Annotated in this window: 17 protein-coding genes and 1 pseudogene; 10 read left to right on the top strand and 8 right to left on the bottom strand. The window is 55.5% G+C overall.

What is annotated here, in order from left to right; all coding sequences use genetic code 11:
- Window positions 1-139 precede the first annotated feature (139 nt).
- Window positions 140-583: an Lrp/AsnC family transcriptional regulator gene (locus ABJ076_RS08270; protein WP_348193623.1), complete on the top strand. Its 444-nt coding sequence runs from the start codon at window positions 140-142 to the stop codon at window positions 581-583.
- A 24-nt stretch (window positions 584-607) separates the two neighbouring features.
- On the opposite strand, the gene ABJ076_RS08265 is transcribed toward ABJ076_RS08270, so the two are convergent.
- The 3 genes from ABJ076_RS08265 to ABJ076_RS08255 all read right to left on the bottom strand — a co-directional run bounded on the left by ABJ076_RS08265 (window position 608) and on the right by ABJ076_RS08255 (window position 2,648).
- Window positions 608-1,009 (bottom strand): nuclear transport factor 2 family protein, encoded by a 402-nt coding sequence (locus ABJ076_RS08265; protein ID WP_348193624.1) that lies wholly within the window; start codon window positions 1,007-1,009, stop codon window positions 608-610.
- Window positions 1,010-1,131: 122 nt separating this feature from the next.
- A complete protein-coding gene (locus ABJ076_RS08260; RefSeq protein WP_348193626.1) occupies window positions 1,132-1,968 on the bottom strand; it encodes an RNA polymerase sigma factor in 837 nt (278 codons plus the stop codon).
- Between the two features lie 71 nt (window positions 1,969-2,039).
- Window positions 2,040-2,648, bottom strand: coding sequence for a TetR/AcrR family transcriptional regulator (locus ABJ076_RS08255; RefSeq protein WP_348193627.1), 609 nt, complete (start codon window positions 2,646-2,648; stop codon window positions 2,040-2,042).
- A 122-nt stretch (window positions 2,649-2,770) separates the two neighbouring features.
- Here ABJ076_RS08255 and ABJ076_RS08250 point away from each other — a divergent pair, with 122 nt between their 5' ends.
- The 4 genes from ABJ076_RS08250 to ABJ076_RS08235 all read left to right on the top strand — a co-directional run bounded on the left by ABJ076_RS08250 (window position 2,771) and on the right by ABJ076_RS08235 (window position 5,644).
- Window positions 2,771-3,064, top strand: a complete 294-nt coding sequence (locus ABJ076_RS08250; RefSeq protein ID WP_348193629.1) for a DUF1330 domain-containing protein — start codon at window positions 2,771-2,773, stop codon at window positions 3,062-3,064.
- A 131-nt stretch (window positions 3,065-3,195) separates the two neighbouring features.
- Entirely contained in the window at window positions 3,196-4,356 is a 1,161-nt protein-coding gene (locus tag ABJ076_RS08245; protein WP_348193631.1) for a mandelate racemase/muconate lactonizing enzyme family protein, read from the top strand.
- Between the two features lie 419 nt (window positions 4,357-4,775).
- On the top strand, window positions 4,776-5,126 hold the full coding sequence (locus ABJ076_RS08240) for an MbcA/ParS/Xre antitoxin family protein (RefSeq protein ID WP_348193633.1): 351 nt from the start codon (window positions 4,776-4,778) through the stop codon (window positions 5,124-5,126).
- Window positions 5,123-5,644 (top strand): RES domain-containing protein, encoded by a 522-nt coding sequence (locus ABJ076_RS08235; protein WP_348193635.1) that lies wholly within the window; start codon window positions 5,123-5,125, stop codon window positions 5,642-5,644. The genes ABJ076_RS08240 and ABJ076_RS08235 overlap by 4 nt, the downstream gene beginning before the upstream one ends.
- Before the next feature lie 504 nt (window positions 5,645-6,148).
- Here ABJ076_RS08235 and ABJ076_RS08230 read toward each other — a convergent pair.
- Both ABJ076_RS08230 and ABJ076_RS08225 read right to left on the bottom strand, forming a co-directional pair.
- A pseudogene (locus ABJ076_RS08230) lies at window positions 6,149-6,790 on the bottom strand (tyrosine-type recombinase/integrase).
- A gap of 232 nt (window positions 6,791-7,022) precedes the next feature.
- Window positions 7,023-8,222: a hypothetical protein gene (locus ABJ076_RS08225; RefSeq protein WP_348193637.1), complete on the bottom strand. Its 1,200-nt coding sequence runs from the start codon at window positions 8,220-8,222 to the stop codon at window positions 7,023-7,025.
- 318 nt (window positions 8,223-8,540) lie between these two features.
- Between ABJ076_RS08225 and ABJ076_RS08220 the strand changes: the two genes are divergently transcribed.
- A complete protein-coding gene (locus ABJ076_RS08220) occupies window positions 8,541-9,233 on the top strand; it encodes an Abi-alpha family protein (protein ID WP_348193639.1) in 693 nt (230 codons plus the stop codon).
- On the opposite strand, the gene ABJ076_RS08215 is transcribed toward ABJ076_RS08220, so the two are convergent.
- The gene (locus tag ABJ076_RS08215) at window positions 9,230-9,583 is read right to left on the bottom strand and encodes a hypothetical protein (protein WP_348193641.1); all 354 of its coding nucleotides are present in this window, start codon (window positions 9,581-9,583) and stop codon (window positions 9,230-9,232) included. The genes ABJ076_RS08220 and ABJ076_RS08215 overlap by 4 nt on opposite strands.
- Window positions 9,584-9,754: 171 nt before the next feature.
- Window positions 9,755-10,036, bottom strand: coding sequence for a hypothetical protein (locus tag ABJ076_RS08210; protein ID WP_348193643.1), 282 nt, complete (start codon window positions 10,034-10,036; stop codon window positions 9,755-9,757).
- Between the two features lie 935 nt (window positions 10,037-10,971).
- On the opposite strand from ABJ076_RS08210, the gene ABJ076_RS08205 reads away from it, so the two are divergent.
- The 3 genes from ABJ076_RS08205 to ABJ076_RS08195 all read left to right on the top strand — a co-directional run bounded on the left by ABJ076_RS08205 (window position 10,972) and on the right by ABJ076_RS08195 (window position 13,333).
- Window positions 10,972-11,805 (top strand): hypothetical protein, encoded by an 834-nt coding sequence (locus tag ABJ076_RS08205; protein ID WP_348193645.1) that lies wholly within the window; start codon window positions 10,972-10,974, stop codon window positions 11,803-11,805.
- A 15-nt stretch (window positions 11,806-11,820) separates the two neighbouring features.
- The gene (locus tag ABJ076_RS08200) at window positions 11,821-12,504 is read left to right on the top strand and encodes a hypothetical protein (RefSeq protein ID WP_348193647.1); all 684 of its coding nucleotides are present in this window, start codon (window positions 11,821-11,823) and stop codon (window positions 12,502-12,504) included.
- 145 nt (window positions 12,505-12,649) lie between these two features.
- Window positions 12,650-13,333, top strand: a complete 684-nt coding sequence (locus ABJ076_RS08195) for a hypothetical protein (protein WP_348193649.1) — start codon at window positions 12,650-12,652, stop codon at window positions 13,331-13,333.
- A 217-nt stretch (window positions 13,334-13,550) separates the two neighbouring features.
- On the opposite strand, the gene ABJ076_RS08190 is transcribed toward ABJ076_RS08195, so the two are convergent.
- Window positions 13,551-14,060 (bottom strand): hypothetical protein, encoded by a 510-nt coding sequence (locus ABJ076_RS08190; RefSeq protein ID WP_348193651.1) that lies wholly within the window; start codon window positions 14,058-14,060, stop codon window positions 13,551-13,553.
- Window positions 14,061-14,794: 734 nt separating this feature from the next.
- Here ABJ076_RS08190 and ABJ076_RS08185 point away from each other — a divergent pair.
- Window positions 14,795-17,944: a pentapeptide repeat-containing protein gene (locus ABJ076_RS08185; protein ID WP_348193653.1), complete on the top strand. Its 3,150-nt coding sequence runs from the start codon at window positions 14,795-14,797 to the stop codon at window positions 17,942-17,944.
- Window positions 17,945-18,346 lie beyond the last annotated feature (402 nt).

Below are 18,346 nucleotides of genomic sequence, written 5' to 3'. Positions count from 1 at the left end.
AAGAAATCGTGCGGGTTATCTGTCCGCATCGAACTTGGTTCAGTATGTGGACAAGTCTCTGGCGCAAAATAGATGGCAATTTGCGCAATTTGATCCATGATATGATCAAAATGGTCATCTCTATATGGCGATATGAAACATGGATGCTGTTGATCAGAAACTGATCGCCGCGCTGCGCCGGGACGGGCGGGCAGGGATATCGGAGCTTGCCGCCACGGTAGGGGTGTCGCGCGCCACGGTGCGTAGCCGGCTGGAACGCTTGGAGCGAGACGGCCATGTGCTCGGCTACACGGTGGTGCTGCGCGGGGATGCGTCAGAAATGCCGGTACGCGGCATCATGCTGATCGAGATCGAGGGGCGCGGGACGGAGAATGTGGTCCGTCAGCTCACTGGCATAGGTGAGGTTGGCGCGGTTCACAGTACGAACGGCAAGTGGGATCTGATTGCCGAAATCGGCGCCGAAACCCTCACGGATTTCGATGATGTGCTGCGCCGTATCAGACTGATCGAAGGCATCGCGAATTCTGAGACCAACCTGCTGCTGGCAACCCGGCGCAGTGCCCGGGCCGCCCGTCGAGGGTGACGAGCGGCCCGAGCTGATCGGCTTCTATTCTGCTTTTGCCGTCTCAAGCCCATGGGCGCCGTGTGGGTTGTCGAACAGCATCAACCACTTGCCATCCGGTTGGCGCCGCAGGACGGCAACAGTGAGGCCGCCCATGGTGACGTCCTCGCAGCCGGGAGCGGTACCCCGCATGCCCCAGGGGGCAAGATGCACAGCCATGTCGCCGGTGACATAGACTTCATGCTCCCCGTAGTGAACGGCCGGTTTGGTGGCCGCGAGGTCACCGAAGATCTGCCGGGCGGCGGTTGCGTCTGCAACTGGCTGGCCCGGTTCGAACAGGATGGAGGCGCCTGGTTCGTAGGACGCCATGACACCGTCCAGATCGCCTTTCTCAAGATTGGCTGTCATGGTCAGGATAGTCGAGAGAACGGCTTGCTTGTCTTCCATGGTCTGAGTTCCTTCATATGCTGCATTCAAGGTACGCGTGCAGGAGCAGCACAAACCGGCGCGCGCTGAATGTCGGTCGGGCCCGCGTCAACGGACGGGTACTGTTCAGAGGGCGCGAATGTTTAGTGGAGCTTCTGCTCTGTGACGATGGAGCGCACTGTGGCTGCGAGGTCCCCGGGAGAGCTAAATCGCGCGGGACTCTTTTGCAGGCAGAGTGTGGCCAGATCCCGTTCCATATCGCGGGTTCGGGCCAGGACATCAGCGTAGTCGCCGTCTTCAGCGCCGTTCGTGAGGGGGCGCGATCTGTTGAGACGCCCGAGGCGAAGCGCTTCAGGAAGACGGCGCGGGCAGGTGCATTGCGCCGTCGGATTGGCGAGCCCGCAGACCCGGCCGGAGAAGGCAATGACCTCTGTGCGGGCACGGGACAGACGTTTACGGTACGTAGCGGGTGCGATCTCCAGCACGTCCGCTGCCTCTCGGTGACCGAGCTCGAGGATTTCTCCAAGCACGAAGGCGATCCGGTGCTCGACATCCAAGCAGAGCAGCATGGCCATGGTACAGGCGATCCGGAGTTCGCCGAGCATGGCAACATCATCCGCTGCCGGAGCCGGGTTCTCGACCAGGCCCGCATGCAGATCTTCTTCGAAGGCCTTGAAGCTCAGGGTCAGGGTGCGGCTCTGGATCTTGCGGGAGCGCAGCAGGTAATTGACGGCAATCCTGTAGGCCCAGGTGCGAAAGGCGCTGCGCCCCTCAAAGGTTGAGAGCCGGGTGACCAGGATAGTCAGGATTTCCTGCGTTGCGTCCCGTGCGTCGTCGGGATTGGCGAGAAAGCGCAGTGCTAGGGTGTAGAGGGAATCCTGTGAAGCGCGTATCAAAGCTTCTAGGGCGCTCTTGTCTCCGGTTCTGGCCTGTTCGGCTAGATTGTTCAGGGTTTTCGTACCGGGTTCATTCAGGGGCATGTCCGTCGCTCCGTCGTTGGTCTGAAAGTTTAGAGACCGGACGGCAGGAAGGTGTGACACGAAACATCACGTCACGGCGCTGTATCTTCCTCAAGCAGGTCGAGGGCTTTGAGGGCGGTGCGGGCCGAGAGCCAGAGTTCGCCTTCCTCGCGGATCACCTTGCAGACGACGTTGAGGCCGACCAGAACGGTCTTGATGGCAAGTGCGGTGGCATGAGGGTCGAGTTCGGAAGGGAGCTCGCCGGTCGCCTTACCGAATTCAAGCAATCGTTCCAGTCGTGCGACATTGGCCTGGATCATCTCATCAAGTAACGGGCCAAGCGCTTCGTCACGGTTGCAGAGTTCGGCGACGCTTTTAATTGCGAAACAGCCTTTGGCATCGGGGTCGGTGGCGCGTGCGTGACATGCGGCGCGGAACGTCTGCGTGATCAGCCGGCGGACGCTGCCCGCTGAAGCAGGGTCTCTTGCAAAAGCCCGGTCCGGCGCTTGCTCGCCATAGCGGGTCAGTGCCTCGCGGAACAGTTCTTCGCGGCTGCCGAAGGCGTTGTAGAAGCTTGACCGGGTGATCCCGAGACGTTCGGAAAGCGCCTTGGCTGAACAAGCCTCATAGCCGTCCTGCCAGAAGATTTCCATCGCTGTATCGACGGCTTCGTCTCTGTCGAATTTGCTCGGTCGGGCCAAAATCACTCACGAAAAAATTTTTGTACAGGTATGGACAAAAAGCTACACGCATGTTTTATCCACACCTGTACATAACGTGCCCGACAAATCTTGTCGAGCGTTCAGGGAATGAGGAGATATTCATGACGGCGTTTTTTGTGGCTGTGGTCGCGGTCAAGGACCCGGCAAAGATGCAGGACTATTCAAAGAAAGCTGCGGAAACCTTCAAGCCGTTCGGCGGTGAAATGGTGTTGCGCGGCAAGGTTGGCGAGGTTCTGACCGGCAGTTCCGCCACTCATCAGGCGACCGGCATTGCCTCCTTCCCGAGCATGCAGGATCTGAAAGCCTGGTACGCTTCGGATGCCTATCAGGCGATCATTCCGTTGCGCGAGGAAGCGGCGGACATGACGATCACTGCGTATGATGTTCCGGCCTGAATGATCTTATGGGGCGGTCCGGTGTGGCCGCCTCTCGCCGGGAGCTGGACCGTCCCGTGAAAAGCGCGTGGCCTATGTGATCCCGGATGATCTAGGCTTTCAGGGTTGGCAACACTGCAGGTCTGTCGCTCATGAAGATCACCGGCATCCGGAGCCATGTGCTCCAGTACGATCTCGATGAAGAGCTCGGCTATTCCCAGCAATATTATCTGAAGCGCACGACCCATCTGGTGGAGATCACCACGGACGAGGGGGTGGTTGGCTGGGGCGAGTGTTTCGGTGGTGGCGATATCGCCTTCGCCAACAAGGCCATCGTCGAACGGGTGATCCAGCCGATGGTGCTCGGCATGGATCCGCTTGAGCGCGAGGTGATCTGGCACAAGGTTTACAACCTTCTGCGGGACCACGGACAGAAGGGTATGCCGATCCAGTCTCTCTCTGGGGTCGATATCGCGCTCTGGGATCTGGCTGGAAAGATCCACGGGGTGCCGGTCTACCGGCTGCTCGGCGGTGCTTTCCGCGACCGTATTCAGGTCTATGGCTATGGCATGATGCTGCAACGGGTGCCGGACCTGAAGGAACGGTTCGCGGCCGAGAGCGCGGCGATACGCGATGCCGGCTACAAGGCCATGAAGATGAAGGTCGGGCGCGGCGTAAAAGAGGATATCGCGCTGGTTGAGACGGTGCGCGATGCCATCGGCCCGGATATCGGCCTGATGGTGGACGCAAACCACGCCTATACGGCGCGCGAGGCCATCCCGCTCGGCCGTGAGCTGGAGCGGCTCGGCGTCGCCTGGTTCGAGGAACCGGTCGCGCCGGAGGACCGGCAGGGCTATCGCGATCTGTGCCTCGCCCTCGACATGCCGATTGCCGGTGGGGAGGGGGAGTTCACCCGCTGGGGCTTCCGGGACCTGATCCATAACCGCTGCGTCGACGTGTTGCAGCCGGAAGTCTGCGGACTTGGCGGTATCACGGAATATCTGAAGGTCCGGGCGCTGGCCGAAGCTCATTTCATGCCGATCGTGAACCATGTCTGGGGCTCGGCGGTAGCTGTTGCCACCAACATGCACCTGCTGGCCGCCCTGCCGGACCTGCCGGGCGGAGCACACCCGGTCCAGCCGATGCTGGAATACGACACCACGCCGAACCGGTTCCGCGAGGAGTTGCTTACAGAACCGCTCCGCGTTGGCGAACAGGTCAAGGAAAGCGGCGGGAGCGTCGGCCTGCCGGGCGGTCCGGGGCTTGGGGTCGAGCCGGACCCGGGTTTTGTGAAGCATTTCTCTGTTAGCTGAACGCGGCCCAAAGCGGACATTCGCTAAATGCCATCCGTGACTGGTTTTCCAAAGCGCTTGTCGAGTGACGGGGAACACCGAACCATGGCATGATCTAACCATGGCTCTATTGCCTTAAATGCCCGTGATGTTGTGCAGGGTCGACTGGTCGATGGTGTCGTCCCTCTCGCTTTTGCGAACAGATCCGATCCAGTGAGCGCAAATTGTCCGGCGCCATAAAACTGAAAAACTCGCTGTTCTAGGTCCACATCGCTTGCACATGGTGCCCGGCGTGGGGAGATATCCGATGCCAAGCGGCTGAAAGATCTTGAGGACGAGATTGCTCGTCTAAGTCCAGTATGACGCCACCTTGAACGCCGCTCGTTTAGACGCTATGTTGCGTCTAAATCATTGTGCCATGATGTGCGAACGAGGATGCCATGGAAATCACAGCATTTGCGAGAAACGGTGTGTTCTCCCCGAAAGAGATCGCCTCCGTTCTTCATACAACGACCGAAGAGGTCGCGAGCACGGTTGGCCTCGGTAAGGACGCCGTGCAGCGGAAAGACCGGGTGACGTCTCACAAAACCCAGCGCCGTCTGAGGGAAATGGTGGAGATCATCAACAAGGTGACCCCGCGCTTCGGCTCGGAATTGATGGCCTATGCTTGGCTTCGATCCACACCGCTTGCCGGGTTTTCCGGCTGGACCGCGATGCAGCTCATTCAAGACGGGAAGGCCGATCAAGTGCTCCAATATGTCGATGCTGTGGATGCCGGCGTCCATGCATGACCAGCCCCCGCTTTAGCAACGACAGATTCAAAGGGCTTCTGTTTCGAGCCCTCAACCCCGTCTATGCTCGTGAGCCGCTGTCAGGGTACGGTGCCGCTATTCATGGCGGCCGTTTCAACAAGCGCGGTGTCGAAGCCCTCTATACCTCTCTGAGGCTTGAGACCGCTATTCGTGAGGCCAATCAGGTCGGAACCCTGCAGCCGACGACGCTCGTCGCTTACAAAGCAGATATCGGGCCTTTTTTCGACACGCGGGATGATGTTGCGCTTGCTAGGTATGCGATGTCAGCCGAGGACCTGGCAGACGACGCCTGGCGGACGAAGATGTATGCGGGCGAAACGGTGCCTACACACGAGCTTGCGTGGCAGCTCCTGGAAGATGGATATGCTGGACTACTCGTCCAGAGCTTCGTGCCCGGTGCGACAGTTGGCGAACTGAACCTCGTTCTTTGGCAGTGGAACAAACCGCCGTTCGGGACATTGGGCGTCATCGATGATGAAGGGCGATTGATGCGCTGAACGTCATTGCGCAACCCGAAATCGTGGTTTCTGCAATTCGAGCAAAGGCCTCCATTTCGCTACTGAGGACTGCGCAATGTGGCACATGGGAACAAAAAAGAATAAAAATGCATGCAGCCTGACCGCCCGGATCCGAGCCAAACTAGTTTCTCGCATGGGGCCCATCCATGACGGCTTTACCCTCCCCAGCAGAGCCTGATGGCCTTTTCGGCCTTTGGCATCCCAAAGTGCCCATCGATATTCCTGAATGTTTGCTCGGCACACGAAATACCGCTCAATTGATATCTTCAGAAAAAGGCCCCTTAACCATATGTAAAATAACAACTTATCCGGCAAATTGGTAATGTTTGACATTTGCAGGATAAATTCAGTGATTGCCTCGTTTGACCACTGTCCGCGATGCAATTGATCGGTGGTCTCAGGATACCTCTCCGAGACCACCTCATTGTCATGCACCTGCAGAACGATAACCGTCGCCTGTGGTCTAGCCAGTGACGGTCATAGTCATAGTTCGACTTGCTCGGATATCGCCAATGCGTCTTCGACCTCTATACCAAGGTAGCGCACCGTGCTCTCAAGCTTCGTGTGACCGAGGAGAAGCTGAACGGCGCGTAAGTTACCAGTCTTCCGGTAAATCTGAGCCGATTTGGTCCGGCGCATGGTGTGAGTCCCCTAAGCCGAGCTATCGAGACCTGCGCTCTCGACCCAGCCATGTACAATCCGGGCGTATTGGCGCGTCGACAAGTGAGGGCTCTTACGGAGCCGGCTGACAAAGAGATAGCCGCCGGGACGTCGTCCTGATTGATCTATCCACGCGGCCAATGCATTCCGGGTTGCTGCTGTCATCTCAAATTGAACCGGACGTGCGGTCTTCTGTTGAACAACTGTCGTGCGCTCGCGAATACGGCCGTCGGAAAGAATATCATCAACCCGCAGGCTCACCAGGTCGCAGGCCCGCAGCTTGCTGTCGATAGCGAGATTGAACAAAGCGAGGTCGCGCAGGCTCCCCGCTATCTCAAGCCTCACCCGGATTGACCAGACATCCTTCGGCTTGTGCGGCCGCTTCTGGTTCTGGCCGACCAGTCTTCCCTTGTTCCAGGGGGTACGCAGTGCGGAACTTTCAAAACCATCAGGGTCAGTAAGCATCGTCGCATCCTCTCAAAAGAATGCTCCATCCCTCCTGACACGGAATTCAATGCCTTTGCGTTCATCCTGGCAACAGGCGACCCAAAGCGGTCGTTTCGATTGTGCGACATTCTCGCTCGCTAGTTCAGCTTGGCGTATTCAAGTGACACCAGCGGCAATGCAATGAAAAGGGCGAGTGCATTACCGGCTTCGGTGTTTAATGGTCCAATTGTCCTGAACCTATCTTCGATTTTCAGGAGTTGGGCTCGATGCCCACCCTCCGTAATATCTGATTGAGCCAACTGGACATTTTCGACTGACAATCGCGATTTGTATCGGGCCAAATCGGATAGGCACCATCGTGAATGATTTGACGCAAGACTTGCTGTATCTCGCGAGCAATTATTTTCTCATTGATTTCAGGATGCTGCTGCGTTTCGCCGGTATGAACAGCCTTCGACAAGAAATTATAGACCTTTCTCGCGCGCGTTTTGCTGAACCCAGTGTGCCCCGGTGCACGCTCCGAGATGCGCCTTGCAATCTGACTTCCTTCCTCTGGATTGAGGAAGATGTTTTCTAAGCAAATTCTAAGATTGATGGCTTTGTTTGCCCAATCCGGATCGATCTTGGTATCGTTGAGGCGTTTAAGCGCGATCCGCATTCTTGCCTTTGTTTCCTCGTCGAGGCCCCCAAAAGCCGCTATCAACTTTTCGGCATTACGCGCTTCTATGCCTATAATCTCAGGGCCAATAGTCGTGAGGGGCTCGGCAAAAGGGCTGTAGCCAAGTCCTTTCTGAACAAAGCTCAACTGGACTGGAACAAGGGTGGCCGCTGCCACAACAGGAAGACCGTAGTCAGCGGGTCTGGCAAGGGACAAAAGCAGCCTCGTGTCGTCCAGCAATTCTGTGAGCGCGGTCTCTTCTTTCACGGTAGACCTGTCGTTTGCTCGATGCTCATCTTGCGCGCGAATATCCTTCTTGACTGTGAAGTCTGTGGTCATAACGGCGTCAATACGCCAGCCCATTTGCATGCTCCAGCGCTGACGGATCAGACTATCCCGCAGCGGTGAGTCTGGCAGTTCGTGAAGATCAACTAGATTGACCCCGTTCGAGAACGTGAAGGCTTCATCAATGTGAACATCATGAAGCAGGAGGACACGATGCAGTTGGACCCGATCAGCGGCTTGGTAGCTGTGTACCTCGTTCAAAGCGGCCTCTGCGCCCACCATGGCGGCACGACTGACCACCCCTTGAACAAACTCTTCGATCATCCAGGACGAGCCTGAAGTGCCAATCCTATGAATGCGATTGTCATCAAATTCGTCGTACTTGCCCGACTTACGGAGCAGTTCCGAAAGCTCTTTGATCGGTCTGCTCGGTATCAAGCCATATGGGTCAACATTTGGGATTGCCGACTGGATCGCCTCGATAATCTCGTTCTCATTCATCACCATATATAAGGCACCAAATCTACCCGGCCATGCAAGAGCACGACGTCGGCAAAGTAGTGAGGCGGCATTGTGGGCAGCGACCGTCTGCTTCCCACCCTGTAGAGCCTGATGGCCTATTCGGCCGGCAGCGACCCGAAGCGGACATTTAGAAGCTACGAGAGTTCCAAATTCAAGGATGCCTTGGTGAGGGTTTATCGAACGCTGAACGCGACCGTTTAGCCCCCCGTGCTAGGGCGTGCCAAGGACCACTGTTCTGCCTATAGTGTGTCAGTCGTCTTTAGTTGGAGCTATGGTTTCCCAATATGACGGGGGAGGTAGGCCGTGACTAACTCCAATGGTGACCTCGATGTCGCTGGTATCGGAAAGGTTGCGCAGGCCATTCCCAAAGAGGGATGGAAGAAAGCGATTGATACAGCCTGCGATACATTCACTGACCTAATTTCGCCGATCACTAAGACAACATCCGGACTAGGCGGGCTGATACAGGCAAAATTCGATGCGATGATCGATGTTCAGAAGGTTTTTGCTGCCGATGCCGTTCAGCGAGCCCGGCTAAAAACTCAACACATTGACGCTTCAAGAAGGATCCCACCATCTGCCCGGGTGCTAGTATCCGCCATCGAAGAAGCATCCGTAGAGAGCGATGAAAACCTTCGGGACATATGGGCGAACTTGATCGCGAACGAGATATCTGCGGGTGGCGTGCACCCAGAATTCCCTAAGATATTAGTACGTCTGAGTGCAGAGGATGCGATTGTTTTATCTAAGGTAGCTGAACGTCACTCAGACGCGAGTATCAAGATTTCCGCGAAGAAGCTTTTCGCGTCTATTTCCGTTATCGGCTTCGGTCTTTCCATCGTGGTGGGAGAGGAAACAGATGCGCACTACGAACACCTTGAACGCTTGGCGCTTATCAAGAGACATGACAGTGGTTGGGGGCTAACGCATTTCGGCGAGGAGTTCGTTGCCGCGGTAACAGATCCTTCCCTCGATTCCAGTCAAGCAGCTTCCTAATCAACGAGCCTAAGCTCATACGTTTCTGCCGCCAGCGGAAACCATAATTCCCGGAATCCTTCGGTTTCTCCTAGTGGCGTCCTCGGCAGTTGCGGCGAGTGATCATTCCCCCCGGCGCCGGGTGGCCATTCGACTAGCAACGACCCAAGGTGGCCGTTCACGAATTTACAATTACGCGACAGATCAAGCTCTGTGCCTGTACGATTGTAGGCAACATCCGGCTCATGGGATTCGGTGTTCTGCGCGATAATCCGATTGTAGTTGAGGTTAAGAACGGCGAAATGATCAAAGACAAGGATGGCAAATCGGCGGACTACTTGAACACGACGCTTGCGTGCTTCAACGACCATTGGGCCTGAACTCGAAAGCGCGAACATATGCGACCAGTCTCGAGGATCTCGGTAGGCTCGGATTTCGAGTTGATTGAATAGGCAGCAATTATGTTAATGGCCGCTACGTTAAAGGCACCCTGCCATATTGATGTGATCCACACCGGCGCTACACTGGAGATCGACGGCCAGTCAGTGCTGGTGGGCGATGAGCTCACGGTGTGAGAATCCTTTGAATTGATCCAGGATTGCCGGAGGGAAAGTCTCGCGGGCATGCACGCTGGCGACGTTGTGCATGAGTGAGGCCAGATTGAGGGCGACGCGCGCTAGTCCCCTGTTCAGTTCTTCGTCTGGCCCGATGGCGCTGACTTGACTGTCAGCAAGCCATTGCTGAAGCGGCGCAGCCCTGACGCAGTGCGGTGGCGTGATCGCTGTGGGCAAGGCATAGGCCCCCCACAAAGCTTCTTCGAGCATGCTGATATTTCTTGGAGTTGCCTGGCGGTGACGCACTGCGAGCGCTTGCGAAAATGTACGGCTGGCTGAAGTTCCCGATCCGAAAACTCATGCACGGCGCGCCGCCATAAGAGACCTTTCAACAGCACGTCATGCCCCCTCCCGAATCGCTTTGACAGTCTACGCGATAGATCTGCTTTAGGTGTGGAGGGGCACGCTTCGGCTTGGCCGCGCGCTTCAGTTCCAGTCACACATTACAAAATATCTCCGGAAAATGGTTATAATCACGTATTACGAGTATCGTTTTGTAACATTTGGTATCCGCAATCATGGTTTTTTGAATTGATCGACTTTGGGGATCCTACCTAAAGACCGTGGCCGCCGCGCAATTGATTGATCTGGGATATCCACTCTTTTGCTGGCTGTGCCATGGAATGACGAGACTTTCTGGTGGCTTGGTGAATGCCATGCCGTGCCGCCGGAAACACAGCTTTTTTGTGTGGTGAAGACCTTGGGATCTGTCGCAAAAAGATCGAAGAAGAAATATAAATAATTTATTAAAATCAGACTACTAATAGAATATCACACGCCATGTAATACCCGTTTACTCCCCTCAAACAGTCTCTTCCTTGCCGAATTCTATTTTGGAGAATAGGGCCCTCAACAAGCGGCGTTCGCACGTTTCATTTCAGACGTTACATCAAGATTAATATGAAAATCACGAGAAAACACAAAGAAAATCATAATTTTTTTATTGACTTTAAAATAATACGGCTTTACGACAAAAAGGATCAGTTGGTTTCAAAATATGCACCTACAAATGCGGGTGGATAAAAATTAGAATTCTAACGTAATGCAACTAAAAGTAATTGCCAAAAAGAAATGTAGCAATGAGAAGCGGGCGCTATGGAGCGGGTGCTTTGTTTGCTGCCGGTAAAACAGGAAGGGACGACGGTATGTCACTCAGTAATCTCGCATCGGAGCAGCAAGGGGCGGTCTACGTTCCTCTGGAAGCCTTGCAGATAGCCCCGTCAATGGATGTGGCGGAGTTTTCTCCGGCGTTGCACCGGAGGCCGGTCGCCGTTTCCAGCGATCCTGAGCGGTCGACAATTCCGCAGCATCATGTGGCGACCATCGGCGCCGACAGAATCCATCGGCTCGCCGGCAAGGGCGATTTGTCGCTCAGCAACCTCACATCGGAGCAGCAAGAAGCGTTCTATGTTCGCCTCAAGCAGCTGCAGATAGACCCGTCAAAGGTGGTGGCGGAAATTTCTCCGGCAACGCACCAGGGGCCGGTCATTATTTCCAGCGATCCTGAGCGGTCGACCATTCCGACGCATAACTTGACGATCCTTAACGTCGACGAGATCAAATGGCTCGCCGGCAATGCGGACGAATGCTTCACCTCTGGAAAGATGTCGGAGCATCACGACCTTCCGGCGATTGATCCGAGCGAGATCGAGAAGGCCGATCCCGGGGCGTTGGGTGCCGAGCAGAACAGAACGCTCGACATGGCGATGCGGGCTTACATCTACGGCAACTCGGCGCGCGTGCTGCATTGGAAGAATGCGATCGAAAAGCATCGCTTCCCGACGACATTCACCGTCTATGCGGTCCAGAACATCTGCATCAATGCGAGTAACAGCCCGCTTCTGATCGAGTCGGTGTCGGGCGGCAATATCGGCACGCTGAAGGTCTGTGAGGGCGGCTGGATAAAGGCAACAGCCAACGGAAACCTCACAGTGCAGAAGATGATCCGGTGCGACGGCTCAGACTGCAAATCCTGCTGAATAAGGACAAGCGGCATGAGAGAAATCGACACAAGTGGGGCTGACGGGGTGGACCACTCTTCTCAGCCTCCTCCTCCAGCTGCCGGTGCGTACGACAACGGCCGGCCAGCCGCCTCAGGAACGCCGGCGCAAGACCATGGCAAGTCATGTGGTGTCCCGGCCGGAAACGGCGAAGACGGTCACACCGGATTGCCCGGCACTGATGGAGCAAATGGTGGCGATGGCGGCAACGGAAGCGATTTCACCTTCAGCGCCGATGAGGTGAAAGGTGACTGGCAGATAGACACTTCCGGTGGCCATGGTGGCGGCGGCCAGACAGGCGGTATGGGGGGCGTCGGTCAGAATGGAGGTCATTACGGAGAATCAAGCAATTACTGCCGAGCGGGAGATGGCGGTCTCGGAGGGGCGGGCGGCGCTGGTGGCGCTGGAGGTGACGGTGGCAAGCCCGGCAACGCGGGCAATATCTACGTAACCTACAGGCACGGCTTCCCAACGTTCAGCAAAGTGTCGCTAACCGGCGGTACTGCCGGCGCTGGCGCCAATGGTGGTCGCGGCGGTGAAGGTGGCAGCTCGAGTGTTTCGAACGAAAGACTCTACACCCCTTCCGGTGAATCAATGATTGGCCCAGCCGGCGCCCAGGGAAAGCCTGCCACGCCCTCGGTTGGAGGTAGCGGCGTTTTTAACCTTAACATTGTTTGAAACGGCTTGCAGCAGCTCCGGTAGATGCAGGTATGGCAATCAGAGCTCTCGCGGGAACGCCCGCAATAATCCCGGCATATATGACTGATGCCGATCCCGGTGCGACGGCACCGACTGCAAATCCGGCTGAATAAGGACAGGCAACATGACAGTAATCAACGCAAGTGGGGCTAACGGGGCGGACTACTCTTCTAAACCGCCTCCTCCCCCTGCCGGGGCCTACAACAATGGCCGGCCAGCTGCCAAAGGAAAGAGCGATGTCAATGCCGGAAAAGGTGAAGACGGTCACGCCGGATTACCCGGCACTGACGGAGCCAATGGCGGCGATGGTGGCAACGGAAACGATTTCACCTTCAATGCCGGGCAAATGCACGGTGACTGGCAGATAGACACTTCCGGTGGCAATGGTGGTAGCGGCCAGACAGGCGGTACGGGCGGAGTTGGTCAGAATGCAGGTGATGGTAGCGTGGAGGATGGGATTGGCGGATACGGCGGCGGCGGCGGCGCTGGTGGCGCTGGCGGCGACGGCGGCAAGCCCGGAAATGCTGGCAATATTTACGTAACTTACAGGCTCGGATCCCCAACGTTCAGCAAAGTGTTGCTGAACGGCGGCATTGCCGGCGCCGGCGCAAATGGCGGTCCAGGTGGTCAGGGTGGCAAATGCGGGGCACATGCCATTGGCGTCACAAGAGACCACAACACAATCTCTGATGGTGTTAAAATGGTTGGCCCAGCCGGCACCTCAGGAAAAACAGGCACGCCTTCGATTGGAGGCAGCGGCTTTTTCTACCTTAACACAGTTCAAGACGTCTTGCGGCTGGTCCGGTAGATGCAGGCAAGGCAATCAGAGCTTTCGCGGGAGCGCCCAAATAACCCCGGCATATATGACAAATGCCGATCCCGGGGCGCACGAAACAGAATGCTCGACAAGGCGATATGGGCTTGGATCTACGCACCCCAGCGCGCGTGCTGCATTGGAAGAATGCGATCGAAAAAGCATCGCTTCCCGACGACATTCACCGTCTATGCGGTCCGGAACATCTGCATCAATGGGAGCAGCAGCCCATTTCCGGTTGAGACGGTGTCGGGGGGGCAATATCGGCACACTGAATATCTGTGAGGGCGGCCGGATAAAGGCAACAGCCAACGGAAACCTCACAGTTCAGAACATGATCCGGTGCGACGGCACCGACCGGAAATCCGGCCGAACAAGGACAAGCAACATGACAGCAATCGACTCCAGCATCGTGATAGAAATCGACACAAGTGGGGCTAACGGGGCGGACTACTCTTCTAAACCGCCTCCTCCCGCTGCAGGTGCCTATAATGGCGGCCTCCCGGCCACCCCCCCCGACGACGGTCACACCGGATTGCCCGGCACTGACGGAGCCAATGGTGGTGATGGCGGCAACGGAAGCGACTTCACCATCAGCGCCGATAGAATGGAAGGTGACTGGCAAATAAAAACTTCCGGTGGCGATGGTGGCGGCGGCCAGACAGGCGGTATGGGCGGCATCGGTCAGGATGCAGGCGGCAGCGGGAGTCCAAACCAACATTCCAGTAGCGGTAAAGGCGGTCGTCCTGGGGCGGGCGGCGCTGGGGGCGCTGGGGGTGACGGTGGCAGGCCCGGAAATGCTGGCAATATTTACATAAGCTGCAGGCACGGGTCCCCAGGCATTGAAGCAAGCGCCGTGAAGCGAGGAACTGCCGGCGCAGGCGCCGAAGGTGGTCTCGGTGGGAAATCTGGCCGTTTGGCGCAGAATGATACGTATTTTTCAAACGAACTGCCTGTTTTTGCTGGCGATAGCGATAGAGGCCCAACTGGCGCTTCCGGAAAAACTCCGGATCCCAGATCGGGAAGCATTAGCCTTCTATACGTTAACGGTAAGGATGTGTCAGATGCTGTTTTCTTCCACTAAGGCAATCAGAGCTCTTTCGGGTGCGCGCCCCCGGGTAGCCATGGCACATATGATTGCTGCATGCGGCAAACTCGGTGAAGCTCCATCAATCAAAAAGAGAAAATCTAGGAACGGTGGTGGCTTTTGGAGCGTGTCCGGGAAGATGAGCTCAGGCGCGATGCGATGCGCGTCGCGACGCGATTGAATGCCCAGGTCATTGCCAGTGTCCCTTTGGCAAAGATGTTCAGGACCTCAATGATCGCCTGGCTTGCAGCTTATATGGCCAGGGCCGAACCGGAGCAAATCCGGTCTGATCTCAGCTAAAGCGCTGCAACGCACCTCCGACGTATGCCACGAAACGCGCCAATCACTGTCTGCAATAAGGAAAGATCATGGAATACACTTTTTACGGGAAATTAATCTTCGATTATTGCTGCGAGTCCACTCCTAAAGGGACCGCCGTTGTTCAGACAGACAGCGAGGGTTACCTGATCGCCGGGGATGCGCCGGCTGATGGGAGTGATCGCTTTAATCTTTATGGCGACGATTCCGGGGTTGTCATTCAATCGGCTGCGAATGGCAAATATGTAGAGCGCTCCGACTTCAAAGATTATGAAGTTATGATGCCAGGCCAACCACGGTTGCCAACCTACAAAGCGGTGCAGGAGGATCGAACGAAAGCGACCGTCTTCTACATAAACCCGCAAAAAGATCAAGAGCTGGACTGGATGGAAAGCCCGCCCTGTGTCATCCAAGAATTAGACTCAAGCGACACGAAAGTAATGGCAAACTGGAATTATTTCCAAAGCCCAAATAAAGTGGTGGGGGTTCCAACAAGCGAAGTATCATACTTCATGTATACTATCGTCACCCCCCGAGTTGAAGTAATATTAGGAAAATCATTTAATGACCCTGGCCACGATTTTACCTGGGTCGATATCTCGGGCAGCGACCTCACCGCGAGCACAGCCGTAAATTTAAGTTTTTCGAGAGCCACGGCTGAGAATGCGAATTTCTCAAACTGCACGTTCCCAAAGAACGTTGTTTTCAGCAATGCCAAGTGCGCAAACATCAATCTCTCCGGTGCAAGCTTGCCAGGAGCAAGGTGCGCAAATGTAGATTTCACGGGCGCTAATCTGGACGGCGCAAAAATGAAATCTATCCAGCTGACGGATGCCACCTGCGACAACATGTCGGCGGTCGGGACCGACATGTCCTCCGATAGCTTCGTTGCCCGTACTTCATTCAAGAAGGCGAAAATGAATGAATGGTCGGTCAAGAATGCTACTGGATTGTCAGGTTGTGATTTCTCTGGCGCGTCGCTTTGCAATGCCCACATCACGGCCAAAATGATCCCGCCAAGCCGCGGTGGCCTTGATTTATCTGGCGCCGACCTGACCAAAGCCTCGTTGCATAATGCCGACACGACCTCGGTAACTGTGTATCCCAATTCTCTGACTATCAGTAGCGAAACGAATTTCACCGGTGCTGACATCCGCTATCTTGATCTGACCGGCTATGACCTCAGCGGGGTAATCTTCACCGAAGCCAAGATGAACGGGTGCAAGCTTGATAAAACGAAACTCGACGGTGCGGACCTCTCATATGCAACCCTGGATGAAGCATCGTTCACCGGAACCGCGACGTTGCATGGCACGAACCTGACGCATGCCTCTTTGGCGGGATGCGATCTAACCGGGGCGCAGCTCGGCGCGTTGTCTTTGTGCTTCTTCTTTACCCAACCGCCATCGGAGGCGAAGGAGGAACCGTCCTCGGCGGCGGAGTCATCCTCGAAGGAGGAACCGTCCTCGGACTACAAGAAACTGCTGAAAGCGCTGGAGGAACCAGACCCGGACGCCGTGGTCTCGATATTCGGGGAAGAGGGAGTTCACCTGACCGGAACGGTGACAATTACGAAGTCCCGTTACAAAGATCAGGCGTGGACGATCACCACGACGACTAGCTCGACCACCTACAGGGCCGAGGTCGTCAAAATCGACACAATGTCTACGATCGAGGTTAGCACCCCTGTCATGCCAGCAGCCTTGTCGAAGGCGTTTCTGGTCAATACCAATTTTAGCTACGCCAACCTGATCGGGGTCAATGCCTCCGGATCCGCATTCTACGGGACAACAAAAGAGAGCAGCAGCATTTCCGGTGCGCAGATGCGCGACATGAATCTGTCGAACGCCAACCTGAGCAATCAGATCTTTTCGTCCTCCGCACTGGAAGGGGTGATATTTAGCTCCGCCATTCTGTCGAATGCTCAATTCAATACTGTGACCATTGGCATCAGTTCGACAGGGAGCACCACGGACTTCACCGAGGCTACACTGGTGGGCGCCGACTTCGATGGCGCGATGATCGCCGATGCAAATTTCAGCGATTCCGTTTTCGGCATCTCCAACCTGAAAGACAGTCAACCGGAAAATATAGCAGCCGGTGCCTGGCGCTTCAAAATTCCGTCGGATGAAGCGGTTTCGGTTATCTCCGAACTCAACGACAATCAGTCTTTTGACAGATCGATCACAATCACAAATGAGCAGCTAGCTGCCCTCAGCAGGGACAACCCACCAACTGAGGATATTATCAATGAGTTCGGCAAAGAGTTCGGCAATGAACTCATCCCACTGATTAGTGACGACAAGTTATCGGTCACGGGCTATGTCGATTACTGGCGGTTGGATGACGGTTACAGCCAATACGTCATCATGCCGGGTTTCGACTTAACAGAAGAACGTCCGGCCTTGGCTGTTGCCGAGGGAACAAAATACACCATTCCCCAACAACCTCCGGCAAAAGAATCAGAATCAGAATCAAAAGAAAAAGAATCAACGCTAAAAGAAAAAGACCCAACGCCAATTTCTTACTTGCCGCTGTCGCTGCAGAGCCAACTCGCGATAAGTCCGATCAGCAAGGAGTTGCGGCAAGCGCTCAAAAAAGTGGGGATATCAGTTGGCGTCAATACGACGCTCACCAAAGCGTCGCAGCCCTCTGACTGGCAGTTCGTCAACCCCCAAAACAAACACAGTGCGGAGCTTACGTTCTGGCTTAACCCGATTAACCAAACAGAAATTGTGGTGCGCAAATCACTGTACCACCTGGCAAAGGCCTTCCCCAGCACTTCACCGATCAGCGACCACTCGACAGTTGAGCCCCTGAAAGACTCGATAAATCAAAACAAACAGATCGGATGGGTCTTAGACAACAATTCTCGTGATCCTTTCAATACTCACAAAGAATACGTCTATTTCAATATACTGCAGGACGCAGACGGTTCCCTCGATGTTTATGGCGGGGCCTTTCGGGTCGAGAGATTGAGTTCTGAGGGCGCATATGAGTACAAGAACATCCTCGCCGGTCTTACCAATATGACGCAGGACCAGTTGAATGGCCCCGGCAATATCTGCCCGAACGGCGAGAAATCGACGACCTGTACTAAAAACAAATTGTCGTTCGATGAATGGCTGCATCCGTCTAAGCCTCCTGCTCCACCGTCGTGCATTCCCGCTATCGACGGCACTTACAACTGCCCAGTTTGATCGTTCGGCCAGAACGCTCTTCCGGTTTTCAAAAATCATAATTTGCAACAAGACAAGGTGAGATTCTCATGGCTCTCAAACTTCAGTCGCACACCCTGCATTTCGACCTTTCCGACCATTCGCAGGAGCATGAATTTACCCTGCTTGCCGGCGGTGGCCGCCGTTTCACGTTGAATAGATATGCCGACCATCCGAACAAACTCGACGAGCATATCAACAAGGACGATCACTTAGCGAAGGTGCCCGATAGCCATGCGAGCAGGCTGACGCACTTCGTCGAAGATGCGATGATGAGCACACAGGCAGCGACGATCCGGAAGGTCATTTTCCCGTCACTCGATGACCACCCGCTACCAGAAATAGCGCGGGTTTTCCTGCATACTCCGCGGGATCATGTGGAGA

The organism is Nisaea sp., assembly GCF_039990255.1.
Taxonomy (GTDB): domain Bacteria; phylum Pseudomonadota; class Alphaproteobacteria; order Thalassobaculales; family Thalassobaculaceae; genus Nisaea.
Note: the sequence above shows the minus strand (reverse complement) of the source record. Positions and strands in the feature narration are given on the sequence as shown.

What these genes read in the sequence shown, in the direction of transcription:
- ABJ076_RS08190 (WP_348193651.1), bottom strand. Translation starts at nt 14,060, where the DNA reads ATGTTGGTTTGGACTCCCGCTGCCGCCTGCATCCTGACCGATGCCGCC.
- ABJ076_RS08185 (WP_348193653.1), top strand. Translation starts at nt 14,795, where the DNA reads ATGGAATACACTTTTTACGGGAAATTAATCTTCGATTATTGCTGCGAG.
- ABJ076_RS08195 (WP_348193649.1), top strand. Translation starts at nt 12,650, where the DNA reads ATGACAGTAATCAACGCAAGTGGGGCTAACGGGGCGGACTACTCTTCT.
- ABJ076_RS08245 (WP_348193631.1), top strand. Translation starts at nt 3,196, where the DNA reads ATGAAGATCACCGGCATCCGGAGCCATGTGCTCCAGTACGATCTCGAT.
- ABJ076_RS08210 (WP_348193643.1), bottom strand. Translation starts at nt 10,036, where the DNA reads ATGCTCGAAGAAGCTTTGTGGGGGGCCTATGCCTTGCCCACAGCGATC.
- ABJ076_RS08265 (WP_348193624.1), bottom strand. Translation starts at nt 1,009, where the DNA reads ATGGAAGACAAGCAAGCCGTTCTCTCGACTATCCTGACCATGACAGCC.
- ABJ076_RS08250 (WP_348193629.1), top strand. Translation starts at nt 2,771, where the DNA reads ATGACGGCGTTTTTTGTGGCTGTGGTCGCGGTCAAGGACCCGGCAAAG.
- ABJ076_RS08225 (WP_348193637.1), bottom strand. Translation starts at nt 8,222, where the DNA reads ATGGTGATGAATGAGAACGAGATTATCGAGGCGATCCAGTCGGCAATC.
- ABJ076_RS08205 (WP_348193645.1), top strand. Translation starts at nt 10,972, where the DNA reads ATGTCACTCAGTAATCTCGCATCGGAGCAGCAAGGGGCGGTCTACGTT.
- ABJ076_RS08215 (WP_348193641.1), bottom strand. Translation starts at nt 9,583, where the DNA reads ATGGTCGTTGAAGCACGCAAGCGTCGTGTTCAAGTAGTCCGCCGATTT.
- ABJ076_RS08240 (WP_348193633.1), top strand. Translation starts at nt 4,776, where the DNA reads ATGGAAATCACAGCATTTGCGAGAAACGGTGTGTTCTCCCCGAAAGAG.
- ABJ076_RS08235 (WP_348193635.1), top strand. Translation starts at nt 5,123, where the DNA reads ATGACCAGCCCCCGCTTTAGCAACGACAGATTCAAAGGGCTTCTGTTT.
- ABJ076_RS08270 (WP_348193623.1), top strand. Translation starts at nt 140, where the DNA reads ATGGATGCTGTTGATCAGAAACTGATCGCCGCGCTGCGCCGGGACGGG.
- ABJ076_RS08200 (WP_348193647.1), top strand. Translation starts at nt 11,821, where the DNA reads ATGAGAGAAATCGACACAAGTGGGGCTGACGGGGTGGACCACTCTTCT.
- ABJ076_RS08260 (WP_348193626.1), bottom strand. Translation starts at nt 1,968, where the DNA reads ATGCCCCTGAATGAACCCGGTACGAAAACCCTGAACAATCTAGCCGAA.